Below are 22,597 nucleotides of genomic sequence, written 5' to 3'. Positions count from 1 at the left end.
CCGACCCGTCAATTAGTCGGCAGGCTGTTGTTTGATGCCCTGGCGCTGCAATAAGCAGGCCATACCCGGTCGACGGCAATCGACCGGGTGGGTATCCAGCGGGGAGCAATCAGGCCGGGAGACGGCCGATAGAGTGGTAACGCAGGCCGTAGCGTTGCATCACGCGGGGATCGTAGAGGTTGCGCCCATCGAAGATCAGAGCGTCCTTGAGAGTGTCGCGGATCAGGTCGAAATCCGGCGCCTTGAAGCTCTGCCAGTCAGTCACGATGGCCAGCGCATCAGCCCCTTCCAGGGCCTCCTCCTTGCTGTCCACCAGTTCGAGGTCACGTCGCTCACCATAGAGCCGACGGCATTCCGGCATAGCCTCCGGATCGTAGGCGCGAACCCGCGCGCCCGCCTTCCAGAGCTGCTCCAGCAGCGTTCGGCTGGGCGCTTCGCGCATGTCCCCAGTGTTGGCCTTGAAGGCGAGCCCCCACAGGGCAATGACCCGACCGCGCAGGTCGCCGCCATAGTAGCGGTGGATGCTCTCGCCAATCTTGCGCTTCTGCCGCTCGTTTACGGTCGCCACCGCCTGCAGGATCGCCGGCTCGTGACCGGCCAGCGTCGCGGACGCCTTCAGCGCGCTGACATCCTTCGGGAAGCAGGCACCACCATAGCCGCAGCCAGGGTAGATGAAGTCATAGCCGATTCTTGGATCGGCACCGATGCCTCGACGTACTGCTTCGATATCGGCACCGAAAAGTTCGGATAGCCCCGCCATCTCGTTCATGAAGGAGATTTTGGTGGCCAGGAAGCAGTTGGCAGCATATTTGGTCAGCTCGGCGCTGCGCCGATCCATGACCATGATCTTTTCGCGATTGCGGTTGAACGGGCTGTAGATCTCCTGGAGCAGTTCGATGCTGGATGGTTCGCGGGCACCGATGATGATCCGGTCGGGTCGCTGGCAGTCGCTTACTGCGGCGCCCTGCTTGAGGAACTCGGGGTTGGATACAACGTCGAGCCGCAGGTCGGATCGGCCACGCTCGGCGAGCACCTGATCCATCAGGGCCTGGAGTTCGTCGGCCGTCCCTACCGGCACAGTGGACTTGTTGATCACCACCTGGTCGGTCCCGGTGACGCCGGCGATACCGCTCGCCACCTCGAAAACCTGACTGAGGTCGGCATGTCCATGGGCATCGGAGGGTGTGCCGACGGCGATGAACTGAACCCGGGCATGGCGCACCGCTTCCTCAAGGGAGCCGGAGAATCGCAGGCGACCGTCCTGGACATTGGTCAGCACCATGCCCGTTAGGCCCGGCTCAAAGATCGGCAACTCGCCGCGCTCGAGCATCGCCCGTTTGACCGCATCGTTTTCGATGCAAAGCACATTATGGCCCACGTTGGCCAGTACCGCCGCCTGGACCAGGCCTACATATCCCGCTCCGAACACACCAATATTCATTCCCTCTCCCCAAGGCTCCTGGCCCGCGCCAATCAGCCCAGCTTGTTGAACAGACTGAGTCCCGCGATCTTCACGTAGCTCTGCTGCGAGGCTTCGAGAATGATCGACTGGAAGGACAGCCGCGACAGCGCCTCGGCGTAGTCCAGCTCTCGCAGGTCGGCCTGTATCGACTGGTTCACCAAAGTCACGTCTTCGTTGTCGGTGACGGTGGATTCCACCACGTTCAGGCGTGCGCCGATGTCGCCGCGCACGGAGTCGACCACGGTGATGCCGTTGTCCAGGTTGGTCAGGGCCTCAGCGACGGAATCGCGGACGAGGTTGTTGCCGGCTGGCGTATTGGGCGCGTTCTCAAGCGCCATACGCAGGTTGGCGATGGTGTCGAGGATGCCCTGCTTCTGCTGGTTCGGCTGTGCGGTCACTTCGATGGTCTCGCCCCCTACGGGGACGCCATCGAACTTGATGCTGACGCCACGGAACACCACCTGGTCGTCGGTTGCGTCATCCGTGTCGATGGCGCCGCTGCCAAGCACTGGCGTAGTCGTGCCCACAGCGAAGATTTCGTAGCTGTTGGCGTCGGGGTTGCCGAAGACGATCTGCACGCCGGTATCCGGGAAAGGCGGGTTGCCGGAGAAGGCTACCTCGTCTTGCACCAACGGCGCCGAAGGGCTCAGCGTGGAGCCTGCGGGGCTGTTGGTCACGGCGCTGTCCAACCGCCCGGCGTTGATTACGTTCTCGAAGACGCGCTTTCCGTTATCGCTGATGGCTATCTGCAAGGAGCTCGCCACCTGCAGCTTGCGCTGGCCTTCGTCGCCTTCGTAGCTGTAGCTGCCGTCAGCATTGCGTACGAAGGGCTGGGTCTTGCCCTGGAAGCCGGAGAACAGGTATTCACCCCGCGCGTTGCGGGTGTTCATCAGGCTAAACAGCTCATCCTCGCGCTCCTTGAGTTCGGCAGCGATAGCCTTGCGGTCCTCGGTGCTGAGGGCGCCGTTGCCGGCCTCGCCCGCCAGGTCGCGCACGCGCTGGAGCACGGTATTGACCGAGTTCAGCGTCACCTCTTCCTGGGTCAGGCTGTTCTTGGCCGCCGTCAGGTTGGAAGCGTATTGATCCAGAACGCCCTGCTGCTGGTCCAGTTGCAGCAGGCGCACCGAAGCCACGGGATCGTCCGCCGGCGTGAGGATGCGGTTGCCGGTGCTGATCTGTTCCTGGGTACGGGTGACGTTCGCGTAATTCCGCTGCAGGCCCGACACCCCATTGTTGTATTGCTGAATGGTGGAAATGCGCATCGCAGGCTCCGTTAGCGGAAGGTGCTCATCAAGGTATCGAACAGGCTTCGGGCAACTTGAATCACTTGCGACGAGGCGTTGTAGTACTGCTCGAACTTGATCAGGTTGGCTGCCTCTTCGTCGAGGCTCACCGCCGAGAGCGAGTCACGGTTATCCGTGGCCTGCTTGAGGATCGCCGTACTGGCTTCGCTGTCCACCCGTGCCTGAGCGGTCAGGGTGCCTACGCGCTCCACCAGGTCACCATAGCTGTCGGAGAAGCTGGAACCGGTGCCGCCAACCAGGGCGTCGACACCGACTGCGGCCTTGTTCTGCAGGTCCACCAGCTTGAGCGCGTTACGGTTATCGGAGACGCCATTGGTGCTCATGGCGAGGCTGAAGGTGTCGCCGGTTTCCGCACGTCCGCTGAAACTCTGGGTGATCTGGTATTCCTGCGTGGTGGCCGGCGTGCCGGTGGTGACCGAAACGGTATAGCTCAGTTGGTTGGTCTGCCCCGGCGTCACGTTCAGGGTTCCGGACGGCGGCTGGGTGATGGTCACGCCAGTCGGCAGGCCAGAGAAACTCAAGCTTCCCGGAGTGCCCGCCGTGTAATTCATGGTGATGGACGAGATCGCTGCCAGGTGCGCCTGGCTCATGGGGTTGAGCGTATTGGTGATGCTGGGCTGGCCGATAGCGCCGGTGCCCTTGTTCTGTACGTTCGCTTCGGAGTGCAGCGGTGCGGCGAATGCCAACTGGTCCGCCTGGTCCAGCACGGTGTTGATGTCCTTGGCGGCGGTGCGCGTCGGCTGCAGCAGGAACTTGTCGCCGGTGGTGGGCGTCGGCACACCCAGGGCGATCTGGAAGCCCTGGTCGCGACCTGCGGCGTCTTTGATCGTCAGCGTGCCGGACGGCGTGCTGTCACTGACCACCATCTCCTGGTTGTCGCTCAGGCGGCGCACCGTATAGGGCGGCGTCGCCGTGGCGTCGTACTCCATCTGGTAGTCGCTGGTGCTGAGCAGGCTGGTATTGGTGATGTTCAGGGCTGGCTGGGCATTACTGTTGCCGGCGAAGGCCTTGACCCGCAGCGCCGCCAGGGCCGGGTCGTTGTAGTTGCCGAACAGCGCAGCCCCCACCTTCCCCTTCAGGTCCAGGCCCTGGCCGAGCTGGGTGTTGACCTGGTCGCTGATCGACATGGCCAGGCGCCCCAGTGTGTTCAGGCTGGAGTCCAGGGTCTCGTTGCGGTAGCGGATCAGGCCACCCAGTTCGCCGCCGCTGAGCAGCGTGGTGACGCCCTGACGGGAATCGCCGCTGACGAACTCCAGCTCGAAACGGCTGGGGTCGCCCTTGCCGGGCACCGCTTCCAGGCGGTTGGCGCTGCTACCCACCACCAGCGGCTGTCCGGTGCCGACGAAAATGCTCTGGGTGCCGTCACTCTGCGGTACCACGCTGACGCCCACGTAGGTGGAAAGCTGACGGATCGCCTCCTCACGGGAGTCCAGCAGGTCATTGGGTACCTGGCCGTTGGATGACGCGACCGCGATGGCATCGTTGAGACTGGCGATGGAGCCGGCCAGGCGGTTCACCTGGTCCGCCACCGACGACATCTGCTTGTTCAGCGAGTCGTTCTGCGCGCTCAGCCGGTCGTAGACGGTATTGAAACGTCGAGCCAACCCTTCGGCCTCGGACAGCACCAGTTGCCGCGCCGGCATATTGGCGGGGTCTTCGGCGGCGGTCTGCATGGCCGCGAAGAAGCTCTTCAACGACGGTGTAATGCCGGTGGTGGTGCCGGACAACAGCGAATCGAGCTGGTCGATCTGGCTCTTGTAGGCATCCACATCGCTGCTCAGCGACGTGGTGTTGCGCAGCTGGGCAGTGAGGAACTCGCTATAGCTGCGACGGATATCCGTCAGGGTGACGCCGCTGCCGATGTAACCCGAGCCGGAGAACTGCGGCAGGGTCGTCGACTGGGTCGCGCTCTGCCGGGTGAATCCGGGGGTGTTGACGTTGGAGATGTTGTGGCCGGTGACGGTGAGCTGCGTCTGGCTCACGCGAAGCCCCGACAGGCCAATGTTCAGTAAGTCAGCCATGACTCAAGCCTCATATCCTGGTGGTCGTGCTGTCGACTGCAGCAACGGCCTGGTAAACCTGCATACCGCGGGCAATCTGGGAAATCTTGCGGGCGTACTGCGGATCAGTGGCGTAGCCGGCCTTCTGCAGTTCGCGGACGAACTGCTCCGGCTTCTCGGCGGAATCCAGCGCGTCCTGGTAGCGATCGTTGTTCTGCAGGAAGCTCACGTAGTCGTGGAAGCTCTGCTCGAAGGAGTTGTAGGAACGGAACGATGCCGCTTCCTTGACCGCTTTGCCGCCCTTGTACTCGGTGGTCATCACCCGCGCCGAATCGCCGTCCCAGCTCTTGTGCGCCTTGATGCCGAACAGGTTGTGACTGCTGGTGCCATCGCCCTCGCGGATGATCGACTTGCCCCAGCCGGTTTCCAGGGCGGCCTGGGCTACCAGGTAACGGGGGTCGACGCCGATTCGCTCGGCGGCCTTCTCGGCCATTGGCAGCAGGGTTTCGATGAACTCGTTGCGCGACGCGAACACGCGCTTGCCCGTTCCTTTGGCGCTTTCAACTTCTTCGGCGCCGACTACTTCGCGCTCGGGCGCGGCATAGGTCTTGGCAGGGGTCCAGTCACTGCCGGCCAGCGAAGTACCGGCAAGCTGCTCGGGCGACGGCACGATACCCGCTGCCTGGCGATCGCTCAGCTTGCCGGGCAATGCCAGGCGACGCTGATTGAGCAGCCTGGAATCGTCGCGCTCGGCGAAGCCCGAGGCTTCCGCCTTCGCCACCTGCTTGCTGCCCTGCGCAGGCCAGTTGGCCTGGACGCCGGACTGCACTTGCGCGAAGGGGTTGGGCCCCGTCGACTTGTTGGTCTTGGACAGCTGTCGGGTCAGCACATCGGCCAGGCCGACGCCGCCCTGCTTCGACAAGGTCACGGCCAACTGCTGGTCGTGCATTTCCTGGTAAGTCTTGGTTTCGTTGCTGTTCAGGTAGTTGCCTTCGGCGAAGGCTTCACCCGCCTGACGCATGGACTTCATCATTTCGTTGAGGAACAGCGACTCGAACTCCTGGGCCACCTTGCGGATGTTGCCCTCGCTGTCGCGATCCTTGCCGGCCTTGAATTGGCTGAGCCGGTTCAGGTCGGTATAGGCGCCGCTATCCAACCTGGAGCCGGAAGCGAGGCCTGCGGAGAATTTCGAGTTCATCGCCTTTCCCTTAAATCACGATCAGGTCGGCCTGCAGGGCACCGGCCTGCTTCAGCGCTTCCAGGATGGCCATCAGGTCGGACGGCGCCGCGCCCACCTGGTTAACTGCACGCACGATTTCGTCGAGGGTGGTGCCAGGGCCGAACTTGAACATCGGCTTGGCTTCTTCCTCGGCATTCACCTTCGAGCGCGGCACTACTGCGGTCTGGCCACCGGAGAAGGCTTCCGGCTGGCTGACGATAGGGTCTTCGGTAATGGTCACGGTAAGGCTGCCATGGGTCACGGCAGCCGGCTGCACCTTCACGTTCTGGCCGATGACGATGGTGCCGGTACGCGAGTTGATGATGACCTTGGCCACGGCCTGGCCCGCCTCGATTTCCAGGTTCTCGATCACCGAGAGATAGTCCACGCGCTGGTTCGGATCGAGCGGCGCACTGACCCGTACCGAACCGCCATCGACCGCCTGGGCAACGCCCGGGCCGAGCAGTTCGTTGAGCTTGTCGACGATGTTCTTCGCTGTGGTGAAGTCCGGGCGATTGAGGTTCAGGGTGAGGAAGTTGCCCTGCTCGAAGCCACTCGGCACCGGACGCTCCACGGTGGCGCCGGAAGGAATGCGCCCGGAGGACGGAACGTTGACGGTGATCTTCGAGCCGTCGCTGCCCTCGGCGTCGAAGCCGCCCACCACCAGGTTGCCCTGGGCAATGGCGTAGACATTGCCGTCGATACCCTTGAGCGGTGACATCAGCAGGCTGCCGCCGCGTAGGCTCTTGGCGTTGCCGATGGAGGAAATGGTCACGTCGATGGTCTGACCCGGCTTGGCGAAGGGCGGCAGGTCCGCGTGGATGGATACCGCCGCGACGTTCTTCAGCTGCACGTTGCCGACGTTGGCCGGGACCTTGATGCCGAACTGCGCCAGCATGTTGTTGAAGGTCTGCAGGGTGAACGGCGTCTGGGTGGTCTGGTCACCTGTGCCGTTCAGGCCCACCACCAGGCCGTAGCCGATCAGCTGGTTGGTCCGCACACCCTGGATGCTCGCCAGGTCCTTCAGGCGCTCGGCCTGGGCAAGGCCGGCAACCAACAGCAGGCAGAGAGCGGAAATCAGTCGCTTCATGGTCGGTCTCATCAGAACGGGAACAGCGGGCTCATGAAGAACCGGTCGAACCAGCCCGGCTGGCTGGCGTCGGCGAAGGCGCCGGTACCGGAGTAGGTGATGCGCGCATCGGCCACACGGGTGGACGGCACGGTGTTATCGGTGCCGATGTCATCGGCGCGGACCATGCCGGCAATGCGCACCAGCTCGTCGCCGGTGTTCAAGGTCAACCACTTCTCGCCGCGAACCGCAAGGATGCCGTTGGGCAGGACTTCGGACACGGTGACGGTGATGGAACCTGACAGGCTGTTGCTCTGCCCTGCCTTGGAATCACCCTTGGTATCGCGGGTGGCGTTGTACTCCGCATCCAGGGACAGTCGTGCGGCATCCAGCGGATTGAGGCCGCCATTGGGGTTGTTCACCGAGACGCCACCACCGAACAGCGAAGTCAGGCCGATGTTGGCGTTGCTGTCCTTCTGGATCTGCGAGTTGGCGTTCTTGCTGGCCTGGGTGCGCTCGTTGAGGGTGATGGTGATGATGTCACCCACACGATAGGCCTTGCGGTCGTCGTAGAGGTTGGTCTCGAAACCGGCCTGGTAGATGGCGCCGTTGCTCTGCGCGGCAGGCAGCGGAGTGCGCGGCAGCACGGGCGCGTAATAGGGATCGTTCGGTCGCGGCGCAGGTTGCACGCAGCCCTGGATGAGGGTGATGCCGAGCAGCGGGAGGAGAATGATCAGCCGGTTCATGACAACTACCTCAGGGCGTTACAGGTTCTGCGTGACGAAAGCGAGCATCTGGTCGGCTGTGGAGATGACCTTGGAGTTCATCTCGTAGGCACGCTGGGTGGTGATCATGTTCACCAGTTCCTCGACCACGCTGACGTTGGAGTTCTCCAGGGTGTTCTGCTGCACCACGCCCAGGCCGGTCAGACCCGGCGTACCGACCTGCGGCGCGCCACTGGCGGCAGTCTCCAGGTACAGGTTGTTGCCGATGGATTGCAGGCCGCCGTAGTTGACGAAGTCGGCGGTCTGGATATTGCCGATTACCTGGGCAGCGGGGTTGCCGGTGGTGGTCACGGAGACGGTGCCGTCTTCGCCGACGGTGAAGGTCTGCACTTCGGCGGGCAGGACGATGGCCGGTTCCAGGGCGAAGCCCTGGGAGGTGACGATCTGGCCGTCGGAGTTCAGGTGGAAGCTGCCATCGCGGGTATAGGCGACGGTGCCATCGGGCATCAGCACCTGGAAGAAGCCGCGACCGTTGATGGCCATGTCCAGCGGCTGCTCGGTGGTTTGCAGGCTGCCCTGGGTGAAGATCTTCTGGGTGCCGGCGATGCGCACACCGGTACCCAGTTGCAGGCCGGTCGGCAGTTCGCTGTCCTGGCTGGTCTGGCCACCCGGCTGGCGACGGATCTGGTACAGGAGGTCCTCGAACTCTGCGCGATCGCGCTTGAAGCCCGTGGTCGAAACGTTCGCCAGGTTGTTGGAAATGGTGGTCAGGTTCATGTCCTGGGCGGACAGGCCGGTCTTGCTGACCCAGAGTGCCGGAAGCATTTTCTTCTCCTCGGGCGCCGGAAACATGGCGCCGCGTACTGGTGATTAGCTGAACTGCAAGACCCGCGCCATTGCCGACGAATTGTCTTCGGCAGTACGCATCATCTTCACGGAAAGCTCGAACTGGCGGGACAGAGACAGGATCGCGGTCATCTCTTCCACGGCATTGACGTTGCTGGCTTCGATAAAGCCGGAGGCCACGCGGACATTGGCGTCGGCTTGCACCGCCTGCTGCGGGTCCTTGACGCGGATCAAGCCGTCGGCGCCCTTCTCCAGCTGCTTGGGATCGGGATTGACCAGTTTGACGCGATCCACCTCGGCCACCACGTTAGGGGCTTCACCCAGGGCACGGATGCTGATGGTGCCGTCCTGGCCGATCTCGACTTTCTGCTCCGGCGGAATGGCGATGGGACCGGCATTGCCCATGACCGGCAAACCATTGCCGGTGCGAAGCTGGCCAAGGGCATCGATCTGCAGGCTGGCGGTGCGCACATAGGCTTCACTGCCGTCGGGGGCTTGCACGGCAACCCAGCCCTCCCCTTCGATGGCCACATCCAGGTCGCGACCGGTTTCCTGCAAGGCACCAGGCGTGAAGTCGGTGCCGGGACGCTCGGTCATGGCATAGACCCGCGACGGGAAGCTGTCGCCGAACACAGGCATGGAACGCGCCTGTTCGAAGTCGCGGCGGAAACCGGAAGTCGAGATGTTCGCCAGGTTATTGGCATGAGCGCGCTGGGCCAGGCTGTTCTGGCTGGCTCCGCTCATTGCGACATAAAGCATCTTGTCCATGAATCTCTCCGAGTGGGCGTTGCCGCCCTTGGCGCTGTGCAAGCTATCCAGCAAGCCGCGTGCCAAACCCGAAAATCACGAGCAAGCAATTGACAAATAAGGGTTTTTTTAAAAAAGAAAAGGCCCCTTACAGGGCCTTGTCAAAGCGCCGGCGGCGAGGGGCTGCCGCCAACGGCAAGGGGAATTGCCGCCAGTAGGAGCGGGCTTGCCCGCGAATGGGCAAACCTTCGCGAGCAAGCTCGCCCCTACAACAGCAGTTCATCAGCGCAGGTTGATGATGGTCTGGGTTACAGCGTCTTCCGTCTGGATGGTCTTGGCGTTCGCCTGGTAGTTGCGCTGGGCCACGATCAGGTTCACCAACTGGTCCGACAACTCGACGTTGGAGTCTTCCAGGGCACCGGCCTGAAGGGCACCCAGGGTGCCGGAGCGCGGCGTACCAACCACCGGCTCGCCGGATTCGAACGACTGCACCCAGCCGGTCTTGCCTACCGGGCTCAGGCCCTGGACGTTGGCGAAGTTGGCGAGGATCACCTGGCCCTGCACTTTGGACTGGCCATTGGTGTAGCGAGCGAAGATCACGCCGGTATCGTCGATTTCCAGACCGGCCAGTTGGCCGGTGGTATAGCCGTCCTGGCTGATGCTGTTCACCGCGAAAGCGCTGGAGTACTGGGAGGAGCCGCGAATGTCGATGCCGATGCCGCCGGCGTTGGCGGTGGCGCCGTTGGCCGACCAGTTGGCCGGCGTGCCGCCATCGGAAACCGCAGGTACCCAGTCATCCAGGTTCATCAACCCGGTAGCGGGGTCGTAGTTCAGCTCGCCACCTGCCGCCATGCCGGCAGTGTTCAGGCTGCCGTCGGCATTGAACAGCAGGTTGGTGGTGTGCGGGTCTGTGCTGGTCGGGTTGGATGGGTTACGGCCATCCACCAGCACGGCCATGGTCCAGTTGTTGGTCACCGGCGGCGTCGCGGCCGGGTCGGAGTTGTTGATGAAGTACTGGGTCATGACATGGGCATTGCCCTGGGAGTCATAGATGTTGACCGAGGTGGACGAGGTGTAGGTCGTCGGATCGCTCGGATCGAACGGGGTATTGGTCGGCGCCTTGGTGGTGGAGTTCAGGTTGAACTTCTGGGCGACCTGGGTAGTGGCCTTGGGTGCCTGGTTGGCGGTCTGGATCTGCAGGTCGCTGACCACGCCGTTCTGCACGTTGCCATTGCCGTCGATGCCATAACCCTGCAGGCGGTAGCCGAAGTTGTTGACGATGTAGCCATTGCGGTCGGTCCCGAAGTAGCCGGCGCGGGTGTAGCTGACTTCACCGTTGTTGCTGGTCTGGAAGAAGCCGTTGCCGTTGATGGCCAGGTCCAGGGCGTTCTGGGTGTAGTTGATGTTGCCCTGGTTGAACAGCTGGGACACATCACCCAGCAGCACGCCGCTACCCTGGGCGTTCTTGCCAGTGCCAAGCACCGAAGCGGCGTAGACGTCGGAGAACTCCGCTCGGGACTGTTTGAAGCCAGCTGTACCGGCGTTGGCGATGTTGTTACCGGTGACGTTGAGGTCGCTGGTCGCTGCACGCAGGCCGCTGAGACCGATGTTGAACGCCATTTAAATCTCCTTTGCCGGTGCTTCCCGGCGCTCTGAACCGGGAAGTTACTGACCGATGACCTGGACCTTGGAGAGGCCGACGCTGCCGATACCCGCAAGGTTGAGCATCAGTTCGCCGCCATTCTGGCCCAGGGTGACGCTGTCGACGTTAGCCGGCAGCATGGTGTAGAGGGCTTTGGTCTCGCTGCCGTACTGGGCCTGGGCTTCGAACTTGTAGGTGCCGGGCGGCATGACCTTGCCGCTGGAGTCCTTGCCGTCCCACATGAAGCTCACGCTGCCAGCCGGCTGCTCTCCGAGGTTGACGCGGTTCACCAAGGTGCCGGCGCTGTCGTAGACGTTGACCCAGACGTTGCTGCTGGAAATGGGCAGGTTGGCGCTGGCCTTGAAGGTTTCACTGGTGTCCACCACCGCCTTCTCGCTCGGCACGATCACCTTGCGGCCCACCAGCGAAGAAGCCTGCAGAGCCTGGGAAGACTGGTAGCCGGACAGCAGCGAACCCATGCTGGTGTTGAGCTTCTCGATGCCTTCCACCTGGCTGAACTGCGCCAGTTGGGCGATGAACTCGCCGTTCTCCTGGGGAGACAGCGGATCCTGGTTGTTCAACTGAGCGACCAGCAGCTCGAGGAACTCGTTCTTGCCGAGGTCCTTACTCTTGGTTTCGCTCTTGATGGCGTACTGATCGAGAAACGACTGGCCATCGGTGGACGCTACGTTGCTGACACTCATGCTGTTCCCTCGCGCGCTATCACTGACCCAGGGTCAGCACTTTCTGCATCATCTGTTTGGCGGTGTTCATCATTTCCACGTTGGTCTGGAAGGACCGGCTGGCGGAAATCATGTCGGCCATTTCTTCGACCACGTTCACATTCGGGTAATAGACGTAGCCATCCGCGTTGGCCGCCGGGTGGTTCGGCTCGTAGCGCGGGGTCAGGGTGCTCTGGTCCTCGATCACGCCGAGCACCTGCACGCCAGCGCCGGACTGGTCCTGGTCGGCGAACAGCGAGCCACGGTCGCCGTTGCCCAGGCTGTCCTGGAACATGGTGGCGAACACCGGATGGCGGGCGCGGTAGGTCTGGTCGAGGCTGGAGGAAACCGTTTCGGCGTTGGCGATGTTGCTGGAGATGGTGTTCAGCCGAGTGTTCTGAGCACTCATGCCGGTGCCGGCGATATTGAAGATGCTGGACAGTGACATGGCTTGGCTCTCCGTTATTCGCCGCGCAGGGCGCCGATCAGCCCTTTGAACTTGCTGTTGAGGAAGGTGAAGCTGGCCTGGAACTGCATGGCGTTCTCGGTGTAGTTCGACTGTTCCAGCTGGGCGTCGACGGTGTTCTGGTCGACGGCCGCCTGGAAGGGAATGCGGTACTTCAGCGAGGCGTCAGCCATGTCGAAACCTTCGGCGACGATGTGGCGCTCGTTGGTCCGGGCGGCCTGGAAGCTGCCGTGGGCGGCCTTCTCCGACTGCTGGGCCAGCACGCTGGCGAAGTCCAGGTCACGAGCCTTGTAGTTCGGGGTGTCGGCGTTGGCGATGTTGTTGGCCAGCACCTCGCCACGCTGAGCGCGGAAGCTGAGGGCTTGCTGATGGATGCCGAGGGCCTTTTCGAAGCTGATGCTCATGTCCGGAACCTTTGCCAGTGGCAATCTGGTTTGCTTGCCATACACTCAGCAAAGGCCGTGCCAAACTATTTTTACCTTTATTTTCAATTACTTGATTTAAAAATGAGCGGCAAAAAGCGGCAATGGACGCTGGACGGACGGCAAAGCGGCAAGGGCAACTTGCCGCTGGTTGCCGCTTTGCCGGGGGGCATCCGGCGATAGAACCGGTAGGAGCGAGCTTGCTCGCGAATGAGCACGCCCGGGACTTTCGCGAGCAGAGCTCGCCCCTACAAAAAGAGTTCAGCGCAGAAAGAAGAAGGCCGCCCTCGGGCGGCCTTGGTGCTCTCAGTGCTCTCAACGAGTCAGTGGATACAGCCTGTCGTCGAACTGGTCCAGCCGGGGAAACCGGAGCGGTACGTCCTGATCCAGCCCCTGCAACCGATCCTGATAGGCGCGCAGAAAATCCTGGCGCGCATCGCTGCTGATGTAGGGCACGTGCCACGCCACGAAAGGTGGCAGAACTTCCAGGCCGACATAGGCCAGGGTGCCACGTAGCAACGGCCGCAGCATGTCCTCCAGCGGACCGTGGATGGCGCCCTCACCGAACATGTGTTCGCGGCCGCCCAGGGTCAGCGTCACCAGCGCCTTCTTGCCGGCCAGGCCGCCCTGATCGTAGAAACGCTTGCCGCCGTAGCAGACGCCGGATACCAGCACCCGGTCGATCCAGCCTTTGAGAATGGCCGGAACCGAGAACCAGTAGAGCGGGAAGTTGAGTATCAGCAGGTCGGCCCAGAGCAGCTTGTCGAGTTCGCGCTGGATGTCCGGCGCGATATTGCCGGCCTTAACGCCTTCGCGTTGCTCCAGGGCATAGACCAAGTAATCGGGGTTCTGCCGCTCGCTGAAATCGGCGGCACTGGCGACCGGGTTCCAATCCAGCGCGTGGAGGTCGGACTGCCGGACTTCGTGCCCCTGCCCTTGCAGGGTTTCCACCGCCAGGTCGCGCAAGGCGCTGCAGAAGGACTGCGATTCCGGGTGGGCATGGACGATCAGGATCTTCATGGGTGTTCCTTATGGGACGGTCCGTCGGTTGGTGCAGAGCGTAGCGAAGCCCAACAATCAGGGATTCGGTGCGTAGCGCCAAGCATCATTCACAGGTTTTTGCGCTGTTCAATCAGCTCGGCCGCGCAGCGGGCAATGCGACGGCAGGCCTCTTGCAGCGGCTCGCTGCCCAGCACCAGCCCCAGGCGGATATGCCCGGCCGCGCTAGGTCCGAATGCTTCACCCGCCAGAACCGAAACGCCATGGTTGTCCAGCAGTCGGTCGGCGAATTCCTGGGCGGATAACCCGGTCGGGCGGATATCCACCATCACGAACATGCCGCCGTCCGGTTTCAGCGCGCGCAGGCCGGGGCAGCCTTCCAGGCTCGCGCACACCAGATCGCGTCGCTGGCGATAGGCCTCGCGCATGGCTTCCAGCTCGGGCAGGCGAGTGTCCAGTGCGACGCAAGCCGCATCCTGAACGAAGTCAGGCGAGCCGTAGAGCATGCACAGGGCGAGGTTTTCCAGGTGCCCGGACAGCTCCTTCGAACCCACGACCCAGCCCACCCGCCATCCGGTCATGGCGTGGGACTTGGACAGGCTGTTGATGGTGGCGGTGCGTTCCGCCATTCCTGGCAGGCTGGCCGGGCTGATGTGCTGGCCCTCGAAGAGCAGTTCGCTGTAGACCTCGTCGGAGATCATCCAGAGATCATGGGCAATGCAGAGCTCGGCCAGGGCTTCCCAGGTGGTGCGCGGCAAACTGGCACCGGACGGGTTGTGCGGGCTGTTCAGGGCCAGTGCCCGGGTGCGCGGGGTAATGGCGGCGGCGACATCCTCCGCCTGGATGCGGAAGCCGTTCTCCGAACGTACCGGTACCGGGACCACCTTCGCTCCACAGGCACCAAACACCGCTTCGTAGGTGACGTACATGGGCTCGGCGACTATGACCTCATCGCCCGGATTGAGCAGACACTGCACGACGCAGAACAACGCGCACTGCGCACCGGCCAGCACCACGACTTCGTCCGTGCCGACATTCTGCCCACTGCGCTGGTTGTGCCAGTCGGCGATACGCTGACGCAGGGTGATCTTGCCGCGCACGTCGGAGTAATGGGTGTTGCCATTGAGCAGGCTGTCGATGGCGGCCTGGACGATGGGCTGCGGCGTGTCGAAATCGGGATCGCCGACCGACAGCAGGAGAATGTCGTCGCCCCGGGCCTGGCGCTCCAGCGCACGGTAGTGAATGTTCCAGGCTGCCGCGCCATCGCCGGCGATACGTTGGGTGAGGTCGGAAAAGCGCATGGTTATCTCCTTGACCCAGGCTCAACGAGCACAGGCGTGTTTCAGTTCGATCAGGGTGACGCCGGGGTGGTCGAAGCCTGTGCGCAGGTCACGCTCCAGCTCGTCGAGGCTCCGCGGCTGCATCACCGTGCAACCGAAGGCCCGAGCGAGGGCGGCAAAATCGGGGTTGCGCGGCAGCACGCCCACCGGTTCGATGTCCAGGGCCTGCATGTCGTCGCGAATCTGGCCCAGGGCGTCGTTGTTCCACAGCAGCACCACCAGCGGGCTGTCGAGCTCTTCCGTCGCGGTGGCCAGTTCCTGCACGGTGTAGAGGAATCCGCCATCGCCAACGAGCACCAGGCCGGCCCGCTCTGGCGCACCGAACTTGGCGCCGATGCCGGCCGGCAGGCCGTAACCGAGCGTGCCGTAGCCCGTAGGGTGCAGCCAGCTGCGCGGCGCCCGGCTGGCGAATGCGTAGTTGCCGGTGTAGGCAAGCTGGGTCATGTCGGTGCTGATGAAGGCACTGGCCGGCAACGTGGCGGCAATGCGGTCGAGGATGCCTTGGTGAATACCCTGCAGAGGGGCGTGGCCATTGCGTATCGCCTCATGCAGGCGAGCTACGCGGGCGGCGGCTTCCTGCCCTGCCCTGCCTGCTTCGGGAATGCGTGCCAGCAGCGCCTCGAGCGACTGTCGGGCGTCGCCCCGAAGCGCCACGGCACAGGGGTAGAAATCATTGAACTTGCGCGGGTCGACATCGATTCGGATCAGTTCGCCGGACAGCGGCAGACGCTCACGCCAGAAGTCCGTATCAGCCATTTCGGTACCCACGGCCAGCACCAGGTCAGCCTCGGCGATCATTTCCCAACCGGGCGCCATGCAAAGGCTGGAACCGGCGTTGAGCGGAGCATCCGGCGGCAACAGCCCCTTGCCAGCCACGCTGGTGAATACGGGGGCAGCCAGACGTTCGCTGAATGCCTGCAGGGCGTCGACAGCCCCGAGGGCGCCACCACCCGCGATGATCATCGGTCGCTTGGCCATGGCCAGCCGCTTGGCCGCCGCATCCAGGGACGCGCTATCCGGCAAGCCACGGCCGGGGCGGCGTACCACCTCGGCGGTCCAGTCCCGTGCCACCGGGGCGGCAAGCACGTCGAGCGGCACGGAGATATGTACCGGGCGCGGACGTTCGCCGTCGAACACGGCATAGGCGCGCGCCACCAGTTCGGGCAGGTCTTCCGGAGTCAGGGCCACGGCCGAGAAAGCGGTGATGGGGGTGGTAATGGCGCGCTGGTCCTGGGTTTCGTGCAGGCAGCCCCAGCCTTTGCCGAGGCTCGCCGTGTGGTTGACGCTGGAGATCACCAGCATCGGGATCGAATCGGCGTAGGCCTGGCCGATGGGGGTAGCCGCATTGGTCACGCCGGGACCGGTGATGATGAAGCAGACACCGGGTTTGCCACTGACCCGCGCATAGCCGTCAGCCATGAAACCGGCACCCTGCTCGTGCCGGGTCAGCACGTGCCGGATGCCACTGCCGGGCAAGCCGCGGTACAACTCCAGGGTATGGACGCCGGGGATACCGAACACGGTATCCACGCCATAGCTGGCCAGGAGGCGAACCAGGGCCTGGCCGCCGGTGAGGCTATTCTGTTGTTGCATGTGGTATTCCCTCGAATCGATGCCAAGACCTGTAGGAGCCAGCTTGCTGGCGAAACTCTCGTGCTCCGCCGCTCGCGAGCAAGCTCGCTCCTACAGGAGGGGATGTCATTCCGCGATACGGATCAGTGCATCCACCGCCACGGCGCCTTCCGCGCAGACCAGCAGTGGGTTCACGTCCAGCTCCAGCAAGCGCCCGGCGTTCTCGCAGGCGTAATCCGCCACAGCGCGAATGGCGGCCACCAGCACCTCCAGGTCGGCCGCCGGCCGCCCACGGAAGCCGGTAAGCAGCGGCGCGCTACGCAAGCTCAACAGGGCATCGCGGATTGCCGCATCGTTGGTGGGCAGCAGTAGGCTGCGGCTGTCCTTGAGCAACTCGACGAGAATGCCACCGGCGCCGATCACCAAAGCCAGGCCGAAACCTTCTTCGCGTTTGACGCCCACAATCAGCTCCGCCAGCGGCGGTGTGGCCATGCGCTCCAGCAATACCTGGTCGAAGGCCACGCCCGGTGCATAGGCGGCAATACGTTGCCGCATCTCGCCCAGGGCCTGGTCCAGGGACTCGGCGTCGCGCAGGTTGAGCGCAACCGCGCCGGCTTCGGTCTTGTGCGGCAAATGGGCGCTGACGGCTTTCAGTACCAGCGGATAGCCAAGCCTCCCGGCATCCTCCAGCGCCCGCTCAGGAGTACTCAGCAGCGCCTGCGGCACCGGGAGGCCGAAAGTGCGCAGGGCTTGCTTGGATTGCCACTCGTCGAGCAATTCGCCCTCTGCCACAGGAGCCGGGCTCAGGGGCACCAGGGCCGACTCACCTCGCGCCAGCAATCGGTCGCGGCGCTGCCGGTAGGTGGCGATGCGGCCCCAGGCGGCCAACCCATCTTCCACCCCTTGCAGGGCGGCCACGCCACGAGCATGCAGGTATTCACGGGCATGGGGCGGCAGCAGTTCGGGCAAGGCCGAAGCGATGAAGCCAGTCTTGCCGTGACGCGCGAGGGCGTCGCAGTAGAGCTCCAGCAGCAGGTCGCACTGAGGGCGCTCTCCGGTATCTTCGCCCGGGTAGTCGAGCACAAGCAGCGCGGCGTCGGCGGGACTGTCCATAGCGCTGTCGAGCATGCGCGCCAGTGCAGCACCATCGCCCCAGATGGCAGTGGTGAAGTCCAATGGGTTGGCGATGTTGGCGTAAGCCGGCAGGACCTGCGCCAGCTCGCGACATTGACCGTCGTCCAGCTTCGGCAATTGCAGACCGTTGAGTTCGGCGTAGTCGGCGATCAGCCCGGCATCGCCGCCGGAACAGGCCAGGGCGATCAGGCCGGGACCGCTTGGCAGCTTGCCGCAGGCCGCAGCCTTGAGGGTTTCCATGAAACTCACCGGGCCACTGACACGAATCACTCCGAGACGCTCGAAGAGGCTGTCGTACAACGTATCGGAGCCAGCAAGGGAGCTGGTGTGGCTGAGAGCGAGCTCTGCGCCAATCTGCGATACACCAGTCTTCAAGGCGATGATCGGGATGCCCTTCTCCAACGCCTTGTGCGCCGCGCGGGCAAAGCCCGGTATGTTCTTCAAGCCCTCGAGGTGCAGACCGATGGCTGTGACGCGAGGTTCATCCAACAGCACATCCATCAGTTCGGCCACGCCCAGTTGGGCCTGATTGCCCACAGAGGCCATGTAGGCCACGTGCAGGGAGCGGTCACTCATGGACAGGTTGTAGGCGAAGTTGCCACTCTGCGTGAGCACCGCCACGCCCTTCTCCACCAGTTGGCCGCCATGGGCTACTGGCCAGAGAGCCGCGCCATGCAGGTAGTCCAGCAGGCCGTAGCAGTTCGGGCCGAGCAGCGCCATTTCGCCGGCCGCCGCAAGCAGTTGTGCCTGCAGGGCCTGGCCTTCGGCACCGGTTTCGGCAAAGCCGGAGGCGTAGCAGATGGCGCCTCCCGCTCCCTTTGCGGCAAGCGCGGCAACGCTGTCCAGGGTCTGCTCGCGGTTGGTGGCGATGAACACCGCATCCGGCCCGCAGGGCAGTTCGGCGACACTGGCCACGCAATTCACGCCTTCCAGTTCGGCGTGCTGGGGATTGACCAGCCACATCTGGCCGGCAAAGCCGCCCTCGGCGCAGCGCTTGAGCGCACGGGCCATGCTGCGACCGCCGATGAAGGCCAGATGCCGGGGCGCCAGCAGGCGCTTGAGGTTGTCTCTATTCATGTCAGTTCTCGGCTTGGGACTTGGCAGGATTTCCCTCAACCCCTGCCCCGCTCCGCACCCCGGCGCGATCGCTTCGAGATCAATCGCTCATCGACACCGAAGGGAGCGGGGAGCTGAGGCGTCAGCGCAGCAGCGGCCGCAGCAGTTCGCGGGAAATGATGTGGCGCTGGATTTCCGAGGTGCCTTCCCAGATTCGCTCGATCCGGGCGTTGCGCCAGATGCGTTCCACCGGACCTTCATCCATCAGGCCCATGCCGCCGAAGATCTGCACGGTCTCGTCGGCCACCTTGCCCAGCACTTCGCTGGCGAACAGCTTGGCCATGCCGGCCTCGCCGTCAGTCATGCTGCCCTGGTCCATTTTCCACGCGGTGTGCAGGGTCATCAGCTCGGCCGCGCGAATTTGCGTGGCCATGTCCGCGAGCTTGAAGGAGATGCCCTGGTAAGTACCTATGGGCTGGCCGAACTGTTTGCGGTCGGCGGCCCATTGCAACGACAGATCGAGGGCGCGTTGGGCCTGGCCAACACAATTGGCCGCCACCATTACACGGCCGGCGGTGAGCCAGGCGTTGGCCACTTCCCAACCCTTGTCCACTTCGCCAAGGACCTTGGAGGCCGGCACGCGGCAGTCATCGAAGAAGATTTCGTAGGTGTGATAGCCCTTGTTGCTGACACACCGGGGACCACGGCGCACGGTCATGCCGGGAGTGCCCTTGTCCACCAGGAAGGCAGTGACGGCATTGCGCTTCTTGCCGTTGCGCTCGTAGGTGTCGGTGACGGCGAAAACGATGGCGAAGTCGGCATGACCGGCGTGACTGATGAAGTGCTTCGCACCGTTCAGGATGAAGTCGTCGCCATCGCGCACTGCGCGGGTCTTGATGGAGTTGGCGTCGGACCCGGCACCCGGTTCGGTCAGGGCGAAGCAGTCGATCTTTTCTCCCTGGATGCAGGGCAGCAAGTACTGCTCGATCTGCTCGCCCTTGCAGGCCATGAGGATCTTCGAAGGCCGCGCGACGAACACATGCAACGCCCAGGACACCTTGGACAGCTCGCGCTCGACCAAAGCCTGGGACAGGTAGTCGAGTCCGCCTCCACCTACCTCTTCCGGCATGTTGAAGGCATAGAAGCCGGCGGCCAGCGCCTTGCCGCGAATCTGCGCAGCCAGCTCCGGGGAGACGGCGTCGGCGCGGTCCACTTCCTCTTCATACGGCAACAGTTCCTTCTCGACGAAGCTCTTCACCGCCTCGACGAGCATTTCCTGTTCCTGGGTCAGTTTGAAATCCATGGGAGTCACCTGCCCGCGCTTAGCGGCCTTTGAATTGAGGGGAACGTTTCTCGGCCACGGCGCGCAGCGCTTCGGCGGCGTCTTCGCTGCGGCCACACAGCAAGCCGGCAGCCTGTTCGGCTTCCAGTTGCTGGGCGAGGCTACGGCTGGCGCCATCACGAATCAGCGCCTTGGCCTGGGCAAAGGCGAAGGTGGGACCAACTGCCAGGCGCGCAGCCAGCTCACCGGCGACAGCCTGCAGTTGCTCGTCGGCGCAGACTTCACCTACCAGCCCTGCCGACAGCGCGCGGTCGGCACTCCAGAGTTCATCGAGGAACAGCAGGCGCTTGGCCTGTTCGGCGCCAATCAGGCGCGGAAGGTGCCAACTGGCCCCCGCATCCGGCGAATAGGCCATGCCGGTGTAGCCAGCCTTGAAGCGCGCCGAGGCGGCGGCAACGCGAAGGTCGCAGCACAGCGCGAGGTCCATCCCCGCGCCGACGGCGGTTCCATTGATGGCGGCGATGGTAGGTTTGGCCAGGCCATGCAGCCGGGTCATCAGGGCGTGGGCTGTTTCGGTCCAGCCATAGGTTTCCAACTCGCCGCGGGCTTCCGCGTCGGCCCATTCGGCAAGATCGGCACCAGCGCAGAAACTGCGCCCTTCTCCGGTCAGCATCACAACGCGCACGGCCGGATCGACTTCATGGGCAGCAAGCAGTTCAAGCAGGGCGTTCAGGGTGGGAATGTCCAGCGCATTGCGCTGTTGGGGGCGGTTCAGGGTGATCCGGGCGACACCGGCTTCGACCTGGCTGAGCAAGGTGGTCATCGCAACCCTCGTCTTGTTGTGATTGGTGGTGAGGAATTCAGGACGATCCTAAACGAGTGTTCAGGAAGCCGGCAATCCCGCCCAAATGGGGTATGTAACGTCGAAGCCATACACCTAAGTGTTTGTTTTAAATTGATTTAGCCCGGAGAGAAACGTAACGGGAGCGACGGTTGTTACATCTTTGAACAACTCGAAACCGACAATCCTTTCCCTCAAAATGGGCAGGAAGCTCGAGCTGAGGATTGGCCCCCTCCCCCAGAGGGAGAGGGGGCAGTCCGTGTGAGGTTGAAGATTTGCACGCTTTCTGTAGGCGCGAAGTCATTCGCCAATAGCGCGCGAGGACGTTACACCGCAGGAGCAACCATCGCCCGGCGCTGACGCTTGAATTGCAGGAAGTAGTAGACGGCGTAGCAGATACCGACGAAGCCGAAGCCCCAGTAAAGCGACGGCCGTTGTGTCGGGTCCATTGCCAGGAAGACGAACAGCGAGCTGCACAGCAGGATGCAGGCCAGAGGCAGGATGGGATACAGGGGCGCTGCGTACTTCAGGTCCTGAACGGTACCGCCGGCCTTGTAGTGCGCGCGGCGGAAACGGTACTGCGCCAGAGCGATGACGATCCAGGTCACGGTGCCGGCCATGCCGCTGACGGCCATCAGCACCATGAACAGGGTGTCGGCGGCTACGACGCTGGTCAGCAGCGACAGCAGTGCGAAGCACAAGGTGATGCAGAGGGCACGCAGCGGTACACCGCGCTTGCTGAGTGTTGCCAGGCTACGCGGCGCCATTTCGGTTTTGGACATGGCCCAGAGAATCCGGGTTGAAGCATAGAGACCTGAGTTTCCCACCGAGAGGATGGCGGTGAGGATGACGAAGTTCATCAGGTCGGCTGCAAACGGAATTCCGACCATATCGAACACCTGGACGAACGGACTTTCCATCAGGCCCGCCTCCTGCCAGGGAACGATGGCCGAAAGCACCACGATGGCCAGCACATAGAAGATCAGCACGCGAAACACTACGTTGCGCACAGCGCGCGGAATGCTTTTCTCCGGCTGATCCGTCTCACCGGCGGCCACACCCATGATCTCGCACCCCTGGAAGGCATAAACCACCGCCATCATCACGGCGAACACCGCAGAAAGGCCGTTGGGGAACAGGGTGTCACCGATCAGGTTGGAGAACTTCGGCGCCGGTTCGCCACTGGCTAGCGGCAGGCCGCCGAAGATTGCCAGGAGGCCGACGACGATGAAGCCGAGAATGGCCGCCACCTTGATTCCAGAGAACCAGTACTCCGCCTCGCCAAAGGCGCGAGTGGCCAGGGCATTCAGGGAGAACAGCACCACCACGAACAGTGCCGACCAGTACCAGATGGGGACTTCGGGGAACCAGCGCGTCATCAGCATGCCGGCTGCGGTGAATTCCAGGCCAACCGTGGTGGCCCAACTCATCCAGTAGACCCAGCCGATCATGAAGCCGGTACCGGGACCGATGTAACGGGTGGCATGGGCCTGGAAAGAGCCGGATACCGGCATCTGTACCGAGAGCTCACCGAGGCAGACCATCACCAGGTACATCAGCAGGCCGGCTACCAGGTAGGCCAGCACCGCGCCTGCGGGGCCGCCCTGGTGGATGGTGATGCCCGAGCCCATGAACAGGCCAGTGCCGATCACCCCACCGAGGGACAGCATGAAGATATGGCGGCTTTTCAGCGCGCGGGTGAGCTGGATGCGTTCTTCAGACATGGCGCACCTCGGTGAAGGTACGACG

Annotated in this window: 19 protein-coding genes; all 19 read right to left on the bottom strand. The window is 63.4% G+C overall.

The genetic code is table 11. The features are described from left to right. Positions 1–109: 109 nt before the first annotated feature. On the bottom strand, positions 110–1,441 hold the full coding sequence (locus D6Z43_RS01300) for a UDP-glucose/GDP-mannose dehydrogenase family protein (protein ID WP_120649919.1): 1,332 nt from the start codon (positions 1,439–1,441) through the stop codon (positions 110–112). Between the two features lie 32 nt (positions 1,442–1,473). Further along, complete coding sequence (gene flgL / locus D6Z43_RS01295; protein WP_120649918.1) at positions 1,474–2,724, bottom strand: flagellar hook-associated protein FlgL; 1,251 nt, start codon at positions 2,722–2,724, stop codon at positions 1,474–1,476. 11 nt (positions 2,725–2,735) lie between these two features. Then, positions 2,736–4,787 carry a flagellar hook-associated protein FlgK gene (flgK, locus tag D6Z43_RS01290; protein WP_120649917.1) on the bottom strand — a complete coding sequence of 684 codons (2,052 nt, stop codon included), beginning with the start codon at positions 4,785–4,787 and terminating at the stop codon, positions 2,736–2,738. Between the two features lie 10 nt (positions 4,788–4,797). Further along, positions 4,798–5,964, bottom strand: a complete 1,167-nt coding sequence (gene flgJ, locus D6Z43_RS01285; RefSeq protein WP_120649916.1) for a flagellar assembly peptidoglycan hydrolase FlgJ — start codon at positions 5,962–5,964, stop codon at positions 4,798–4,800. Positions 5,965–5,974: 10 nt separating this feature from the next. Next, positions 5,975–7,075 carry a flagellar basal body P-ring protein FlgI gene (locus D6Z43_RS01280; RefSeq protein ID WP_120649915.1) on the bottom strand — a complete coding sequence of 367 codons (1,101 nt, stop codon included), beginning with the start codon at positions 7,073–7,075 and terminating at the stop codon, positions 5,975–5,977. A gap of 11 nt (positions 7,076–7,086) precedes the next feature. Next, complete coding sequence (gene flgH / locus D6Z43_RS01275) at positions 7,087–7,800, bottom strand: flagellar basal body L-ring protein FlgH (RefSeq protein ID WP_120649914.1); 714 nt, start codon at positions 7,798–7,800, stop codon at positions 7,087–7,089. A gap of 18 nt (positions 7,801–7,818) precedes the next feature. Further along, positions 7,819–8,604: a flagellar basal-body rod protein FlgG gene (gene flgG / locus D6Z43_RS01270; RefSeq protein ID WP_120649913.1), complete on the bottom strand. Its 786-nt coding sequence runs from the start codon at positions 8,602–8,604 to the stop codon at positions 7,819–7,821. Between the two features lie 45 nt (positions 8,605–8,649). Continuing rightward, positions 8,650–9,393 (bottom strand): flagellar basal-body rod protein FlgF, encoded by a 744-nt coding sequence (gene flgF, locus D6Z43_RS01265; protein ID WP_120649912.1) that lies wholly within the window; start codon positions 9,391–9,393, stop codon positions 8,650–8,652. Positions 9,394–9,654: 261 nt separating this feature from the next. Beyond that, entirely contained in the window at positions 9,655–10,992 is a 1,338-nt protein-coding gene (gene flgE, locus D6Z43_RS01260; RefSeq protein WP_120649911.1) for a flagellar hook protein FlgE, read from the bottom strand. Positions 10,993–11,037: 45 nt separating this feature from the next. Beyond that, on the bottom strand, positions 11,038–11,718 hold the full coding sequence (gene flgD / locus D6Z43_RS01255; protein ID WP_120649910.1) for a flagellar hook assembly protein FlgD: 681 nt from the start codon (positions 11,716–11,718) through the stop codon (positions 11,038–11,040). A 19-nt stretch (positions 11,719–11,737) separates the two neighbouring features. Next, entirely contained in the window at positions 11,738–12,184 is a 447-nt protein-coding gene (gene flgC, locus D6Z43_RS01250) for a flagellar basal body rod protein FlgC (protein WP_077521856.1), read from the bottom strand. Between the two features lie 14 nt (positions 12,185–12,198). After that, entirely contained in the window at positions 12,199–12,606 is a 408-nt protein-coding gene (gene flgB, locus D6Z43_RS01245) for a flagellar basal body rod protein FlgB (protein ID WP_120649909.1), read from the bottom strand. 333 nt (positions 12,607–12,939) lie between these two features. Beyond that, positions 12,940–13,644, bottom strand: a complete 705-nt coding sequence (locus tag D6Z43_RS01240) for an NAD(P)H-dependent oxidoreductase (protein ID WP_120649908.1) — start codon at positions 13,642–13,644, stop codon at positions 12,940–12,942. An 89-nt stretch (positions 13,645–13,733) separates the two neighbouring features. Continuing rightward, a complete protein-coding gene (locus tag D6Z43_RS01235) occupies positions 13,734–14,924 on the bottom strand; it encodes a pyridoxal phosphate-dependent aminotransferase (protein WP_120649907.1) in 1,191 nt (396 codons plus the stop codon). A 21-nt stretch (positions 14,925–14,945) separates the two neighbouring features. After that, entirely contained in the window at positions 14,946–16,556 is a 1,611-nt protein-coding gene (locus D6Z43_RS01230; protein WP_120649906.1) for a 5-guanidino-2-oxopentanoate decarboxylase, read from the bottom strand. A gap of 105 nt (positions 16,557–16,661) precedes the next feature. Then, positions 16,662–18,746 (bottom strand): acetate--CoA ligase family protein, encoded by a 2,085-nt coding sequence (locus D6Z43_RS01225; protein ID WP_120649905.1) that lies wholly within the window; start codon positions 18,744–18,746, stop codon positions 16,662–16,664. 121 nt (positions 18,747–18,867) lie between these two features. Next, entirely contained in the window at positions 18,868–20,028 is a 1,161-nt protein-coding gene (locus tag D6Z43_RS01220) for an acyl-CoA dehydrogenase family protein (RefSeq protein WP_120649904.1), read from the bottom strand. A 19-nt stretch (positions 20,029–20,047) separates the two neighbouring features. Then, entirely contained in the window at positions 20,048–20,830 is a 783-nt protein-coding gene (locus D6Z43_RS01215) for an enoyl-CoA hydratase/isomerase family protein (RefSeq protein WP_120649903.1), read from the bottom strand. A 344-nt stretch (positions 20,831–21,174) separates the two neighbouring features. Beyond that, positions 21,175–22,572, bottom strand: coding sequence for an amino acid permease (locus D6Z43_RS01210; protein WP_120649902.1), 1,398 nt, complete (start codon positions 22,570–22,572; stop codon positions 21,175–21,177). Positions 22,573–22,597 lie beyond the last annotated feature (25 nt).

It is taken from the genome of Pseudomonas sp. DY-1, from assembly GCF_003626975.1.
Classification (GTDB): Bacteria; Pseudomonadota; Gammaproteobacteria; order Pseudomonadales; family Pseudomonadaceae; genus Metapseudomonas.
The sequence above is the reverse complement of the archived record's forward strand: the minus strand, read 5'-3'. Positions and strand labels throughout refer to the sequence as shown.